This is a genomic window from Micromonospora sp. WMMD967 (genome assembly GCF_029626165.1).
GTDB classification, from domain to species: domain Bacteria; phylum Actinomycetota; class Actinomycetes; order Mycobacteriales; family Micromonosporaceae; genus Micromonospora; species Micromonospora taraxaci.
Genome location: NZ_JARUBK010000001.1, coordinates 2,671,736 through 2,686,036 on the forward strand (window position 1 = coordinate 2,671,736; position 14,301 = coordinate 2,686,036).

Consider the following 14,301-nt stretch of genomic DNA (forward strand, 5'->3'; position numbering starts at 1 on the left):
CACCCACCCCTCGTCGAACCGGGAGCAACACGTGAGTCGGGCCTTCAGCGCGCCGTTTCCGCCGGATCGACGGGGGGTGGCTGCGTCTCGGGCCGCCGGGGTGGGTCGCTCCGGCGGCACCACCCGCGCGGTGACCCGGACGCTCAGCGACGACCCGCTGGGCGGCACGGTACGACGTACCGTGCTGCCCAGCGGCCTGCGCGTGCTCACCGAGGCGATCCCCGCGATGCGCAGCGTCTCGTTCGGCATCTGGGTGGCGGTCGGCTCCCGCGACGAGACCGGCCCGCAGGCCGGCGCCGCGCACTTCCTCGAACACCTGCTCTTCAAGGGCACCAACAAGCGCAACGCCCTGGAGATCTCCTCGCAGATCGAGGCGGTGGGCGGTGAGACCAACGCCTTCACCACGAAGGAATACACCTGCTACTACGCCCGCGTGCTGGACGAGGACCTGCCGCTGGCGATCGACGTGATGTGCGACCTGGTCGCCGACTCGCTGTTGGAACCGGCCGACGTCGAGACCGAACGTGGCGTGATCCTCGAAGAGATCGCCATGCACGACGACGAGCCCGGTGACGAGGTGCACGACCTCTTCGTCCAGGCGGTCTACGGCGACCACCCGCTGGGCCGGCTGATCTCCGGCACCGCGGAGACCGTCACGCCGATGACCCGACGGCAGATCCAGAACTTCTACCGGGGCCGCTACACGGCGCCGCAGATCGTCATCGCCGCCGCCGGCAACCTCGACCACGCCACGGTGGTCAAGCTGGTCCGCCAGGCGGTGCGAGGCACCCCTCTGGACAGCGACCCCGCCACCCCGGCGCCGTACCGTCCGGCGACCCCTGCGGTACGCACCAGGCCGGCGACCACCGTCGTGGAGCCGAAGGAGACCGAGCAGGCGCACGTCATCCTCGGTTGCCCCGGCATCGACCGCCTCGACGAGCGGCGCTTCGCTCTCGGGGTGCTCAACAACGTCCTCGGCGGCGGCATGTCCAGCCGCCTGTTCCAGGAGATCCGTGAACAGCGCGGCCTGGCGTACTCGGTCTACTCCTACGCGAGCCAGTACGCCGACACCGGCCTGTTCGCCGTCTACGCCGGCTGCGCGCCGGGCAAGGTGGACGAGGTGCTGGCCCTGACCCGCGCCGAACTGGCCCGGGTCGCCGCCGAAGGGTTGACCGAGGCCGAGGTGGCCCGGGGCAAGGGGATGAGCAAGGGCTCGTTCGTGCTCGGCCTGGAGGACACCGGGTCCCGGATGAGTCGGCTGGCCAAGGGCGAGCTGCTCTACGGCGACCTGATGCCGGTCGACGAGCTGCTCCGGCGGGTCGACGAGGTGACGGTGGAGGACGTGAACGTCCTGGCCGCCGAGTTGCTCAGCCGACCGATGTCGCTTGCCGTCGTCGGCCCCTTCGGCGAGGGCGACTTCGCGGTCTGAGCTCGCGGTGCGGCCTGGTCGTCGCGGGCGCCTTTCGGTCCGGTCGTCCGCGGCGCGGGCGTGCGGTGCGCGCGGAGCTCTTCCGGTCTGGTCGTCCGTGGCGCGGGCGTGCGGTGCGCGCGGAGCCCTTTCGCTCCCGGTCGTCCCGGGCGGTGGAGCCGACCGGATCCGGCCCGAGGGGCACGTCCCGATTGGGATAGGTTGTGCCCCGTGACTGACGAGCAGGAGAAGACCCCCGCCGGGCTGGTACGGGTCGGCGTGTTTGGTGCCCGCGGGCGGATGGGCGTCGAGGTCTGCAAGGCGGTCGACACCGCCGACGACCTCGCCCTGGTGGCGTCGATCGACCAGGGTGACGACCGTGCCGCCGTCGCCACCGCCGAGGTGGTCGTCGACTTCACCACGCCGGACGTCGTCATGGACAACCTGAAGTGGTGCATCGACCAGGGCATCAGCTTGGTGGTCGGCACGACCGGCTTCACCGAGCAGCGGTTGGAGCAGGTGCGCGGCTGGCTCGCCGACAAGCCCGAGGTGGGCGTGGTGATCGCCCCGAACTTCGGCATCGGCGCGGTGCTGATGATGCAGTTCGCCGCGCGGGCCGCCCGGCACTTCGAGTCCGTCGAGATCATCGAGCAGCACCACCCGCGCAAGCTGGACGCACCGAGTGGCACCGCCACGCACACCGCCCGGCAGATCGCCCGGGCCCGGGCCGAGGCCGGCCTCGGCCCGGTGCCGGACGCCACCAAGGACGAGGTTGCGGGTGCGCGCGGCGCCGACATCGACGGGGTACGCGTCCACGCCGTACGCGCCACCGGGCTCGTCGCCCACCAGGAGGTGCTCTTCGGTGGCACCGGGGAGACGCTGACCATTCGGCACGACTCGTACGATCGGGTGTCGTTCATGCCCGGTGTGTTGCTGGCCGTCCGCGCGGTGCGCAACCGTCCCGGTCTGACCGTCGGCCTGGACGCCCTGCTCGACTGAGCCTGGACGGGGTCCTCCCTCGTTGCTGGCGCAGATCTTGGACAGTTTCCGTCACGCGCTGACGGAAACTGTCCAAGATCTCAGGTCGCCTGTTGGGTAGCATCCGCCGATGATCAATGGTGGACACCTGGACCGGCAGGGGCGGCGAATCACGCTCCGCCCGGTCGACGACGACAACTGGCGGGCGGTGGCCGATGTCGCCCCGCACAACGACCAACGCCGCTTCGTGGCCGCGCTGGGCGCGCGTTACCTGCTGCTGAGCACCCGTTCCGAGGTGTGGAACTCCCTGGCCGTCTACGCCGACGAGACCGTCGTCGGGCACGTCATGTGGGGTGTGGACGACGACGGCTCGCACTGGATCGGTGGCATGCTGATCAACGCCGCCGAGCAGAACCGCGGCGTGGGCAGGGCAACGGTGCGGACCTTGGCCGACTGGCTGTCCACCCGGGAGGGCAACCCCCCGGTCCGTCTCTCCTACCACCCCGACAACACCCAGGCTGCCACCCTCTACACCTCCCTGGGCTTCCACCCCACGGGCCAGGTGGACGACGAAGAACTGATCACCGAGCTCCGCCGCTAACCCGGCGCGGCCCCACCCCACCCCACCCCCCGTCCCATCCTCTCCCGCGTCGATCATGGAGTTGTGGTGCTCCCCATAAGGGGCATTTGCGGAGTTAAAGCCCACCACAACTCCATGATCGACGGGGGCGAGGGCGGGGGCGGGTGAGCGGGGTGGGGAGGCGACGGGGTGGGACGGGTTGGGGTTAGCGGGGATGGGCTGGGGTGGTGGGGCGGCGTTGGGTGGGGACGGTCGGGGTCAGTGGGGTGGGGAGGCCGGTGACCGTGGCGTCGCCCGTGTGGTCGACCGTCACGGCCACTGAGGCGTCGCCGACGCGCAGGCCGTCGACGTGCAACGCGCCCAGTTCGGGCCCGGCCAGCGGGGCCAACCGGACCGTGCCGCCGGGCACGTCCGGGTAGAGGCCGGTCGCCGCCTGGAGCAGCAGCACCGCCCCGGCCGCGGCCCACGCCTGTGGGCGGCACGCGGCCGGGTACGGCACCGGGCGGTGCAGCAGTGACCGGTCGTCGCCGCCGTACAACTCCGGCAGCCGGTAGTCGAACGCCTCGGCCGCGCTGAGCAGCCCTTCGGCCAGGCCGAGCGCGGCCTCGCGGTGCCCGGCGCGGGCCAGACCGCCGAGCACGATCGCGGTGTCGTGCGTCCAGATCGAACCGCAGTGGTACGACAGCGGGCTGAAGCCGGTGTCGTCGGTGGCCATGGTCCGTAGCCCGAATCCTCCGGCGAGGGCGTCGGTGGTGAGCAGCCTGGCGATTTGCGCCTCCTCCTCGCGGTCGAGCAGACCGGTGCCGAGCAGGTGACCGATGTTGCTCGTCAACGAGTCGACGGGGCGCTTGTCCCGGTCGAGGGCGAGGGCGGGCTGGGGGCCGTACCGACCGTCGACCCAGAAGCTGTCCCGGAACCGGCGGACCAGTCCGGCGGCGTGTTCGCGCCAGCGGTCCGCGCCCGGTCGGCCGAAGGCGTCCAGCAGGGCGGCGCCGTTCACCGCCGCCTCGTGTGCGTACCCCTGCACCTCGGCCAGTACGATCGGCGCGCTGGCCAGGGTGCCGTCGTGGAAGCGGACGGCGTCGCCGGAGTCCTTCCAGCCCTGGTTGGACAGTCCGTGCCCGGTGGTGTCGACGTACTCGACCAGGCCGTCGCCGTCCGGGTCGGCGTGCTCGCCGAGCCAGCCCAGGGCCGCTTCCAGGTGCGGCAACAGCGGCTCGATCTGCTCGGCGGGCAGACCCCAGCGCCACGCGTCGTGCAGCAGGTTGACCCAGAGCATCGTGGCGTCGACGGTGCCGTAGTACGCGGGTGGGAGGCGCAGACCGTTGCCGGGCACCGTGAACTCGTGCCGGCGCAGCTCGTGCAGGATCTTGCCGGGGGCCTCGCCGGTCGCCGGGTCGACCCGGGTGCCCTGACGTCGGGCGAGCACGCGCAGGGTGCCGGCGGCGAGGTCGGTGCCGAGCGGCAGCATCATCCGGGCGGCCCAGAGGCTGTCCCGGCCGAACAGGGTGAGGAACCAGGGCACCCCGGCGGCGAGAAACACGTCGGTCGGCGCGCCGGGCTCGGCCAGCCGTAGGCCGCGCAGGTCGTCCAGGCTTCGGTTCAGCAGGCGGACCAGGCGGCGGTCGTCGGCGGTCACAGCGGGCCGGGACCACTCGGGGCCGCCGGCCGGGCCGACGACGACGGCGCGTGGGTCCTCGACGGTCAGCTTCCAGCTCAGCGTCGTCTCGCCGGCGGGGGGCAGGTCGACCGGCCAGGTCAGCCGGGGCGCGGTGGCGTGTTCGGCGGTGGCCAGCACCTCCGCGCCCGGTGCGCTGACGGTGACGGTGATCCCGGCTGCCGACCAGGTGAGCAGGCCCGGCTGACCGGTCTTGGCCTCCAAGGCGGTCGTGGTGCCACCGGATTTGACGGCCTCGATGGGTGCGAGGTCGCAGCCGAGGTCGACGGTGACGGTGGCCCGTACGCCGACAGTGGCGGTGGAGACGATCCGCAGCTCCTCGGTGAGACCGTTGCCGGTGGCCCGGCGGAGCCGCTCGACGCGGACGGTCGGGTCGGGCGTGGGGTCGCCGAGCCAGCGGGCCAGGCCGACGAACCGTGCGCCGTGCGGGCCGTCGTCGCCACGGGTCAGCCCTTCGAGTTCCCGCTCGTCGACGCGCAACTCGGCCCGCGAGAGCACCCGGGCGTCGGCGTGGAAGACGCCCTGGACGCCGGTCGGGCGGATCTGCCCGGTCGCGTCCCCCAGCGCGCTGGTCGGGGCGTGGACCACCCCGACCAATTCGTGCAGGAGGGGTTGCAGCTGGCGTTCGATCACGGTGTGGCTCCAGATCCTCGGGGTGCGGGGCGGACGTCTTGACATCGCGACCCTGGCCGTGCAAAGTGCGAAACATTCCAGAAACTTGAACGATCTAATCCTGCCTTATCCAGATTGGATCGTTCAAGATGGCGAGAGGGATTAAGTGGCCGAAAAGGTGACCATAGCGACGGTGGCCCGGCACGCCCGAGTCAGCCGGCAGACGGTGTCCAACGTCCTCAACAGCCCGCACATCGTGCGGCAGGAGACCCGTCAGCGGGTCCAGGACGCGATCAACGCGCTCGGCTACCGGGCCAACCAGGCCGCCCGACAGATGCGCACCGGTCGGTCCCGACTCATCGCCGCACGGATCGAACCGACCCGCGACGGCATCAACGGTTCCGTGCTCGACCGCTTCCTGCACGGTCTCACCGAGACCGCCGACGCTGCCGGCTACCGGGTGCTTCTCTACACCGCCACCGACCACGACCGGGAGATCGCCACCTACGACGACCTGCTCGGCACGTACGAGCTGGACGCCTTCGTGCTGGTCGGCACCACGCACGGCGACCCGCGTACCGCCTGGCTCGCCGACCGGAACGTGCCGTTCGTGACCTTCGGGCGCCCGTGGGACGCGCTCGACGCGCACCCCTGGGTGGACGTGGACGGCGCCGCCGGCACCGCCCGGGCCACCCGGCACCTGCTGGACGCTGGCCACCGCCGGATCGCCTTCGTCGGCTGGCCGGTCGGCTCCGGCGTCGGTGACGACCGGCGTGCCGGCTGGCAGGACACACTGCGCGCGGCCGACGTCGACCCGACCGGACTGCATCGGGAGACCGAGGACGGCATCGCCGAGGGCGAACGACTGATGCGCGACCTGCTCGACGCCGTGGCACCGACAGCGGTGGTCTGCGCCAGCGACTCACTCGCCCTCGGCGCGCTCCAGGCGATCCGCGGCATCGACCCGCCGGTGTCGGTGATCGGCTTCGACGACACACCGGTCGCCGCCGCGGTCGGGCTGACCAGCGTCAGCCAACCGCTCGGCGAGGCCGCCGCCCGCTGCGTGGACCTGCTCACCGGGGTCCTCGACGACGACCACCAGACCCCCACCCCCGTGCTGCTCCAGCCCGCGCTGGCGCTGCGGCACACCGCATAGTCCCACCCCCCCACCAGGAGAAACCCATGGCACCTCGAACCATCACCCGGGCGGCGGTGGCCGGCCTCGCCGCCGTCGCGCTCCTCGGCTCCGCGGCCTGCGGCAGCGGCTTCGACGACTCCTCCGGCGACACCGCCCAGTCCAGCGGCCCGGCCAACCTGCAGATCCTGATCGGCTCGTCCGGCGACGCCGAGACCACTGCGGTGCAGGAGGCCGCGGCGAAGTGGGCCGGCGGCTCGGGCAACACCGCGACTGTCACGCCGGCGCAGGACCTCACGCAGCAGCTCGGTCAGGCTCTGGCCGGCGGCACCCCGCCGGACGTCTTCTACGTGGACGCGGCCCAGTTCGCCGACTACGCCAGCGTCGGCGCCCTGGAACCGTACGGCGACAAGATCAGCAACTCCGGCGACTTCTACGAGAGTCTGCGCACCACCTTCACGTACGACGGCAAGCTCTACTGCGCGCCCAAGGACTTCTCCACGCTGGCCCTGCAGATCAACACCGACCTGTGGGCCAAGGCCGGGCTGACCGACGCCGACGTGCCGACGACCTGGGACCAGCTCACCACCGTCGCCCAGAAGATCAAGGCGAAGGGGCAGGTCCCGCTCGCCCTCGGCGACACCCGGGACCGGATCGGCGCCTTCATGGTGCAGAACGGTGGCTGGCTGACCAGCAAGGACGGCAAGCAGCCCACAGCCGACACCCCGGAGAACCTGGCCGCCCTCCAGTACGTCAAGACCATGCTCACCACCGGCCTGGCGAAGTACCCGAAGCAGCTCGACGCCGGCTGGTCCGGTGAGGCGTTCGGCAAGGGCAAGGCCGTGATGACCATCGAGGGCAACTGGATCAAGGGTGCCCTGCAGAACGACTTCCCGAACGTGAAGTACAAGGTGGTGGCGCTGCCGGCCGGCCCCAAGGGGCAGGGCACCCTGTCCTTCACCCAGTGCTGGGGTGTCGCCGCCAAGAGCAAGTACAAGGACCAGGCGATCAAGTTCGTCGAGGCGATGACCAGCGGCGAGCAGCAGATGGCCTTCGCAAAGGCGTTCGGCGTCATGCCGTCCCGACAGTCCGCGGGCGAGCAGTACACCAGCGCCTTCCCGGCCGACAAGCCGTTCATCGACGGCGCCGCGTACGCCCAGGGCCCGGTGAACGCCCCGAAGATGGACAGCGTCCTCAAGGACCTCGACACCGGTCTGCAGGGGTTGGCCAACGGCGACCCGAAGACCGTCCTGCAGAACTTCGACAAGAACGCCAAGGCGGCGCTCGGCGGCAGCTGAGGTGTGGGCGGGGCCCCGGCCGAACGCCGGGGCCCTGCCGCACGTCGGCCCGAGAGAGGGAGGGAGGAACGATGGCAACCGAGACACTGACCGCCGCGGCGACCACGCCCGACGCGGGGCCGCGCCGACGCCGAGGCGGCATCCGGAGCAACGAGACACTCGCCGGCTGGCTCTTCGTCGCGCCGGTGATCGTCATCCTGGGGCTGTTCCTGCTGCTGCCGATCCTGATGGCGCTCTGGGTCAGTCTGACCGACTGGAACGGGCAGGGCAGCCCCTTCACCGGCGACGTCCCGTTCGTCGGCACGGACAACTACACCCGTCTGTTCACCGAGGACGGGCTGGCCCGCCGCGACTTCATGACGAGCATCCGCAACAACATCTACTACGTGGCGATCGTGGTGCCGGCGCAGACCGTGCTCGCGCTCGGGCTGGCCCTGATCGTCAACAACCGGATGCTGAAGGGCAAGAGCTTCTTCCGCAGCGCCTTCTACTTCCCCTCGGTCACCAGCTCGGTGGCGATCAGCGTGGTGTTCCTGTTCCTCTTCGCCAACTCCGGTGCGGTGAACGCGCTGCTCGGCTTCTTCGGGATCGACGGGCCGGAGTGGTTCGCCGACTCCCGGGGTGTGCTGCACCTGCTGTTCGGCGCAGTCGGCGTCGACTCGCCGCCGGCGGCACTCACCGACGGCGGCCCGTTCGGGCTGACCTGGTGGGACTGGTTGTCCGGCCCCAGCGTGGCGATGATCTCGATCATCACGCTTGTCGTCTGGACCACGTCCGGCACGTTCATGCTGATGTTCCTGGCCGGGTTGCAGAACGTGCCCGTCGCGTTGGACGAGGCCAGCACCCTCGACGGGGCGTCCCGGTGGCAGCGGTTCCGGCACGTCACGCTGCCGCTGATCCGGCCCACCACCTTCCTGGTGCTCACCCTCGGCATGATCGGCTCCTGGCAGGTCTTCGACCAGGTGTACGTCATGAGCCAGGGCGACCCGGCCAAGACCACGCTCACCCCGGCCTACCTGTCGTACCGGACCGCCTTTCGGGAATTCGAGTACGGCTCCGGGGCGGCGATCTCCTTCGTCCTGTTCCTGATCATCATCGTGCTCACGCTGATCCAGCGCCGGGTGCTGGCCGAGCGGGACACCGACCGGCCGCGACGGGGCTGGCGGCGTCGGCGCGTACCGGAGAGGTCCTGAGATGGCCGTGCTCACCGACCGCCCGGCGGCGCCCGCGCGGCCCGACCACCGCGCGGCCCGCACCCTGGCCACCCGTTTCCTGGGGTACGCGACGCTCGTCTTCTTCGGGCTGGTGTTCCTCTACCCGTTCGTCATCCAGATCGGCAACGCTCTCAAGACCGAGCCCGACGCGGCGGCGAACCCCCTGTCGCCGTTCCCGGACCCGCTCACCCTCGCCGGCTTCGAACGGATCTTCGCCGGCACCAACTTCCCACTGTGGCTGGGCAACTCGCTGCTGGTGACGGTGCTGGTCACCGTCGGGCGGGTGTTCTTCGACTCGCTCGCCGGGTACGCGCTCGCCCGGTTGCGGTTCGCCGGTCGCGGCGGGCTGTTCGCCGCGGTCATCGCGGTCATGGCGGTGCCCGGCGTGGTGCTGCTGATCCCGAAGTTCCTGGTGCTCAACCAACTCGGCATCTACAACAGTTACGCCGGGCTGGTGGTGCCGTTGCTGGCCGACGCGGCGGGCGTGTTCATCATGAAGCAGTTCTTCGAGTCGATCCCGGTGAGCGTCGAGGAGGCCGCCCGCATCGACGGCGCGAGCATCTTCCGGACCTTCTGGTCCGTGGTGCTGCCGATGGCGAAACCGGCGCTGATCACGCTGACCATCCTGTCGTTCCAGGGCTCCTGGAACGAGTTCCCGCACAGCCTCGTGTCGGTGCAGGACCCGGACCTGTTCACCCTGCCGCGCGGGTTGGCCGACCTGGTCAGCGGCTCGCTCGGCAAGGGCACCCAGTACCCGCTGAAACTGGGCGCGGCGTTGCTGGCCACCATCCCGGTGGCGATCATCTTCGTGGTGTTCCAGCGGTACTTCGTCCGCGACGCCAACGACGGCTCGGACAAAGGCTGACCCGGCCCTGTCACTCGCCGGGGCGGTCCTCGGCGAGTGGCTCGGTCGGCACCGCCACGTGCAGGCGCACCTGCGGCACCAGCATGTCGTCGACGTCCAGCGCGCGAGCCGCACCGTCGGGCTCCCAGCCGGTGCTGGTGAGGAACTTCCGGGTCGCCTCGTCACCGTCGAACGCCCAGGCCACCGCCCGACCCATCCCGTCCTCCCGCCACAGGTCGACGGTCGCGGAGAGCAGCCTGCTGCCGTGCCCACGCCGACCCCACCGCGGCTCGACCAGCAGATCGGTCACCGCCGCCACGTCCGGGCCGAGCGAGTCGGCCGGCTCACCCGGGGCCAGGGCCTCGCTGTCGGCCGGGCCGGAGGCGGCGAACCCCACCAGATACGATTGCTCGGCCTGTTCGACGGCGACCAGCACCCGGTGCGCGCCGGAGGGCGGTTCCAGCACCGCAGCGCTCCACCGCCGGGCGAGGAACGCCTCGTCCAGGTTGTCGAGCACGTGCCGAGGCAGGATCCGGCGGTACGCGACCCGCCAGGTCGCGAGTTGGATGCGTGCGATCTCGCCGGCGTCCTCGGGACGCGCCGGGCGGACGTACCCGAGAGCCATGGGACGGAAGCCTACGCAGGGCGAGGGAGGCGACGGTGGCGCAGGGTGCCAAACGGACGACCGCGCAGGTCGTCGGGGTGGTGGTGCTCGCGGCGGCGGTCGCCGCGTTCCTCGCCGTCGCGGCCGTCCGACACGGCTTCTTCGACCTGAAGGTCTACTACGGCGCGTTGACGTGGTGGGTGCACGACGGCGGGGAGATCTACGACTACCTCAAACCGAACACCCAGTACGGCTTCACCTACCCGCCGTTCGCCGCACTGGTCATGCTGCCGATGGCGTACCTGCCGTGGACGGCCGCGATCGTGGTGAGCGTGCTCGCCAGCGTGGTCACCACGACGGTGCTGATCTGGTGGCTGGTCGACCCGATCGCCCGCCGCGCCGGCTGGACCCGGTGGTTCGCGCTCGCCGTGGCGCTCTGCCTTGCCGCCGCGTTCGAACCGATGCGCGAGACGGTCAACTTCGGCCAGGTCAACACACTGCTGCTCTTCCTGGTGGCGGTGGACCTGCTGCGGCTGCTGCCGACCGGCAACCGGTGGGCCGGGGTGGGCATCGGGCTCGCGACCGCGATCAAACTGACCCCCGGTGTCTTCATCGTCTACCTGTTGGTGACCGGCCGTTGGCGGGCGGCTCTCACCGCCTCCGGCACCGCCGCCGGCGTGTCGCTGCTGGCCGGTGCGCTCTTCCCGGACGCGTCCCGGGAGTTCTGGACCGAGGCGCTGTGGAACACCGGTCGGGTGGGTGAGCTGGCCTTCGTCTCCAACCAGTCACTGCGCGGGGTGGTCGCCCGACTCGACCCGCAGCACCCGAGCACGGTGCTCTGGCTGCTGCTGGTGCTCGGCACCCTTGCGCTCTGGGCCTGGCGGTCCCGGGCCGCCGTCGCGGTCGGCGACGAGGCGACCGGTCTGGCGCTGACCGGTGCGGTGATGTGCCTGGTCAGTCCCGTCACCTGGGTGCACCACCTGGTCTGGCTGCTGCCCGCGCTGATCCTGCTCGTCGACAACGCGATGGCCGCGCCGGCCGGCCGCCGACGGCGGTTCCTGCTGATCGCGGCGATCATCGGGTACGCGTTGCTGATCAGCCGCACCGTGTGGTTCTGGGAGAAGGACTTCACCGGCGTCGACGGCTTCGTGGGCAGCAACGCCTACGTGTGGATCAGCCTGGCGCTGGTGGCCTTCCTGCCCATCCGCCGCTGGCTCACCCCGGACGGGTCAGCCGTCGAGGCGTCCGGCGTACCGCAGCTCGACCAGCCCGACCGGCGGGACCCCGCCGGCCAGCGGCACCTGGTAGGTCGACCGCTCACCGTCCGGTGACAGGCCGGCGCGCTCGCAGAACCGGCGGGCTCGTCGGTTGTCCGCCAGCACCCACGCCCGATAGCCGGACCAGCCCCGCTCGGTGAGCCCGGCCCGGGCGGCGGACAGCAGCGCGGCGGCCGTCCCGTCACCCCAGTACGCCGGCTCCACGTAGATCGCCACCACCTCGCCGACCGTCGGGTCCAGGTCGTCCCGGTCCTGGTTGCGGCGGTACGGCCCGAAGGTGGTGAACCCGACGACCAACCCGTCCACCTCGCCGAGGAGGGTGGTGAACGGGTGCTCGGGGTCGGCGGTGCCGACGTCGCGTCGGCGTTGCGCCCAGGCGGCCACGTTCAGCCGCCGAAGCACCTCGTCGGGCATGAAGCCGGCGTAGCCCGCCTGCCAGCCGTGCACGTGCACCCGGGCGACAGCGTCGGCGTCGTCCGGCTCCTCCCGGCGGATGGTCAGCATTGCACCGTTCTATGCCCCGTTGGTCGTCACGTCCAGCTTCCCGCACCGGCGTCGTACCAATGAATTAGGGTCGCCGACGATGACCGCACCGGAATCACTCTCCCTCGCCCAGGCCCGCCGCGTGGCCCTCGCCGCCCAGGGCTTCGCCGACCCGGCGCCGACCGGCGCGCCCACCCGTCGACACCTGCGGCGGGTGCTGGGCCGGGTCGGGCTGATCCAGATGGACTCGGTCAACGTGCTGCAACGCGCGCACTACCTGCCGCTCTACAGCCGGCTCGGGCCCTACCCGACGACGCTCCTCGACCAGGCCGCATACCGCCGCCCGCGCGAGTTGTTCGAATACTGGGGCCACGAGGCGTCGCTGGTCCCGGTGGAGTTGCACCCGATGCTGCGCTGGCGGATGGCCCGCGCGCACAGCGAATCCTGGGGCGGCATGCGGCGGGTCGCCGAGGAGCAACCGGAGCTGGTCGCCTGGGTCCGCGACGAGGTGGCCGCCCGGGGGCCGTTGACGGCCGCCGAGATCGAACACGACGCGCCCCGGGAGACCGGCAACTGGGGGTGGAACTGGTCGGCGGTGAAGCGGGCTTTGGAGTTTCTCTTCTGGGCCGGCGAGGTGGTCGCCGCGGAGCGCACCACGTCCTTCGCCCGCCGCTACGACCTGCCCGAGCGGGTGCTGCCCACGGCGGTCCTGGCCGCGCCCACCCCGACCGACGCCGAGGCGTACCGCACGCTGGTGGCACTCGCCGCGCGGTCGCTCGGGGTGGCCGCCGAGCCGGAGTTGCGCGACTACTTCCGGCTGCCGCTGGCCGGTGCCCGACAGGCCGTCGCGGAGCTGGCCGAGTCCGGTGAGCTGGTGCCGGTCACGGTGGCGGGCTGGCGTCAACCGGCCTGGCTGCACGCGTCCGCACGGTTGCCGCGTTGGATCCGGGGCAACACGCTGGTCAGCCCGTTCGACCCGCTGATCTGGGAGCGGGCCCGCACCGAGCGGCTGTTCGACTTCACCTACCGGATCGAGATCTACGTCCCGGCGCCGCAGCGGGTCTACGGCTACTACGTGCTGCCGTTCCTGCAGGGCGACCGGTTCACCGCAAGGGTCGACCTGAAGGCCGACCGCAAGGCGGGGGTGCTGCTGGTGCCGGCCGCCTGGGTCGAGCCCGGCGTCGACCCGGGGGAGACCGCTGTGGCGCTCGCCGCCGAGTTGTACCGGCTCGCCGGCTGGCTCGGCCTGGACGCGGTGGCCCCGCCGGTGGCCGGCGACCTCGCCGGCCCGCTGACCGCCGCGCTGGCCGGCGTGGCCGGTGTACCGTGAGCGCGTGACGAGCCCTTCCGGACCGGTCCACGAGCCGCAGCCCGCCCCCGGGGCCGTGCACACGGTGCCGGCCGAGACGACCGGTGCGGTGCCGACCGACGCGATTTCGGCCGAGGCGGGTCCCGCCGGTTGGCCGCCGCCCCCGCCGGGTGGCTACCCGGCACCCGAGCCGGACCGGCTCACCCGGTTCGTGCTGCGGCTCTACGAACGCTCGCCGCGCTGGGTCGTGCCGCTGGCCGCGGTCGGCTGTGTCGCCATCGGGATGGGCTACGCGTTGCTCAGCAATCCGACCCACGCCGCCCCGGACGCCGCACCCACCTGTCTGCTCAAGTTGACCACGGGGCTGGACTGCCCGGGCTGCGGCGGCACCCGCGCGCTCTGGTACGTGCTGCACGCCGACCTGCCGGCCGCCGCCCGGCACCACTTCCTGTTCGTCTTCGCGCTGCCGTTCCTGGCGTACCTCTTCGTGGCCTGGGCGGGCAACCAGGCGTTCGGTTGGCGGCTGCCCGAGCTGCGGATCAGCTCGAAGGTCATCGGTGGGTTCCTGGGCGTGTGGCTGGCCTTCTCGGTGCTGCGCAACCTGCCCTGGGCGCCGTTCACCTCGCTCTACGTCTGAGCGCGCCGCCGTCCGACGTCTGCCGGCACCCTGGGGCAGGTTCTCAACGGCGAGGTAGGACCTTGCCGCGCCCCTGTAGAGCTGCCCCATATGTGGGGCGAGGGTTGGTCCGGACCTGTGGGCCCATCATCGCCAGGGCCGTGTGGGGTGTCCAGGACGGCGGCTGTCGCCGGTGTCGAGCTGCCCGGAAGGTGGGGCACGCTGACGGAGCTCCGACCTGGGAATGTTTGCCCCACATTTGGGG

The 14,301-nt window shown here is 71.5% G+C and carries 13 protein-coding genes; 10 read left to right on the forward strand and 3 right to left on the reverse strand.

The genetic code is table 11. The annotated features are described in order from the left end of the window. Positions 1-31: 31 nt before the first annotated feature. From O7631_RS12560 to O7631_RS12570, 3 genes are all read left to right on the forward strand, one after another. A complete protein-coding gene (locus O7631_RS12560; RefSeq protein ID WP_278144390.1) occupies positions 32-1,429 on the forward strand; it encodes a pitrilysin family protein in 1,398 nt (465 codons plus the stop codon). A gap of 210 nt (positions 1,430-1,639) precedes the next feature. Beyond that, complete coding sequence (dapB, locus tag O7631_RS12565) at positions 1,640-2,407, forward strand: 4-hydroxy-tetrahydrodipicolinate reductase (RefSeq protein WP_278144391.1); 768 nt, start codon at positions 1,640-1,642, stop codon at positions 2,405-2,407. 109 nt (positions 2,408-2,516) lie between these two features. Further along, entirely contained in the window at positions 2,517-2,987 is a 471-nt protein-coding gene (locus O7631_RS12570) for a GNAT family N-acetyltransferase (protein WP_278144392.1), read from the forward strand. 184 nt (positions 2,988-3,171) lie between these two features. Here the strand turns inward: O7631_RS12570 and O7631_RS12575 are convergent, their stop codons facing one another. Further along, positions 3,172-5,277: a glycogen debranching N-terminal domain-containing protein gene (locus O7631_RS12575; protein ID WP_278144393.1), complete on the reverse strand. Its 2,106-nt coding sequence runs from the start codon at positions 5,275-5,277 to the stop codon at positions 3,172-3,174. 157 nt (positions 5,278-5,434) lie between these two features. Here O7631_RS12575 and O7631_RS12580 point away from each other — a divergent pair, with 157 nt between their 5' ends. The 4 genes from O7631_RS12580 to O7631_RS12595 all read left to right on the forward strand — a co-directional run bounded on the left by O7631_RS12580 (position 5,435) and on the right by O7631_RS12595 (position 9,768). Further along, positions 5,435-6,412, forward strand: a complete 978-nt coding sequence (locus tag O7631_RS12580) for a LacI family DNA-binding transcriptional regulator (RefSeq protein ID WP_278144394.1) — start codon at positions 5,435-5,437, stop codon at positions 6,410-6,412. 26 nt (positions 6,413-6,438) lie between these two features. Then, positions 6,439-7,689, forward strand: a complete 1,251-nt coding sequence (locus tag O7631_RS12585) for an extracellular solute-binding protein (RefSeq protein ID WP_278144395.1) — start codon at positions 6,439-6,441, stop codon at positions 7,687-7,689. 71 nt (positions 7,690-7,760) lie between these two features. Continuing rightward, entirely contained in the window at positions 7,761-8,882 is a 1,122-nt protein-coding gene (locus O7631_RS12590; protein WP_278144396.1) for a sugar ABC transporter permease, read from the forward strand. A gap of 1 nt (position 8,883) precedes the next feature. Next, positions 8,884-9,768 (forward strand): carbohydrate ABC transporter permease, encoded by an 885-nt coding sequence (locus O7631_RS12595; protein WP_278144397.1) that lies wholly within the window; start codon positions 8,884-8,886, stop codon positions 9,766-9,768. A gap of 10 nt (positions 9,769-9,778) precedes the next feature. On the opposite strand, the gene O7631_RS12600 is transcribed toward O7631_RS12595, so the two are convergent. Beyond that, positions 9,779-10,372 (reverse strand): GNAT family N-acetyltransferase, encoded by a 594-nt coding sequence (locus O7631_RS12600; RefSeq protein ID WP_278144398.1) that lies wholly within the window; start codon positions 10,370-10,372, stop codon positions 9,779-9,781. A gap of 35 nt (positions 10,373-10,407) precedes the next feature. On the opposite strand from O7631_RS12600, the gene O7631_RS12605 reads away from it, so the two are divergent. After that, complete coding sequence (locus tag O7631_RS12605) at positions 10,408-11,682, forward strand: glycosyltransferase family 87 protein (protein WP_278144399.1); 1,275 nt, start codon at positions 10,408-10,410, stop codon at positions 11,680-11,682. On the opposite strand, the gene O7631_RS12610 is transcribed toward O7631_RS12605, so the two are convergent. Then, on the reverse strand, positions 11,581-12,132 hold the full coding sequence (locus tag O7631_RS12610) for a GNAT family N-acetyltransferase (protein WP_278144400.1): 552 nt from the start codon (positions 12,130-12,132) through the stop codon (positions 11,581-11,583). The genes O7631_RS12605 and O7631_RS12610 overlap by 102 nt on opposite strands. 79 nt (positions 12,133-12,211) lie before the next feature. Between O7631_RS12610 and O7631_RS12615 the strand changes: the two genes are divergently transcribed. Together O7631_RS12615 and O7631_RS12620 are read left to right on the forward strand one after the other, a co-directional pair. After that, on the forward strand, positions 12,212-13,441 hold the full coding sequence (locus O7631_RS12615) for a crosslink repair DNA glycosylase YcaQ family protein (RefSeq protein WP_278144401.1): 1,230 nt from the start codon (positions 12,212-12,214) through the stop codon (positions 13,439-13,441). 103 nt (positions 13,442-13,544) lie between these two features. Next, positions 13,545-14,057, forward strand: a complete 513-nt coding sequence (locus O7631_RS12620; protein ID WP_278147919.1) for a DUF2752 domain-containing protein — start codon at positions 13,545-13,547, stop codon at positions 14,055-14,057. The last annotated feature ends 244 nt before the right edge of the window (positions 14,058-14,301 follow it).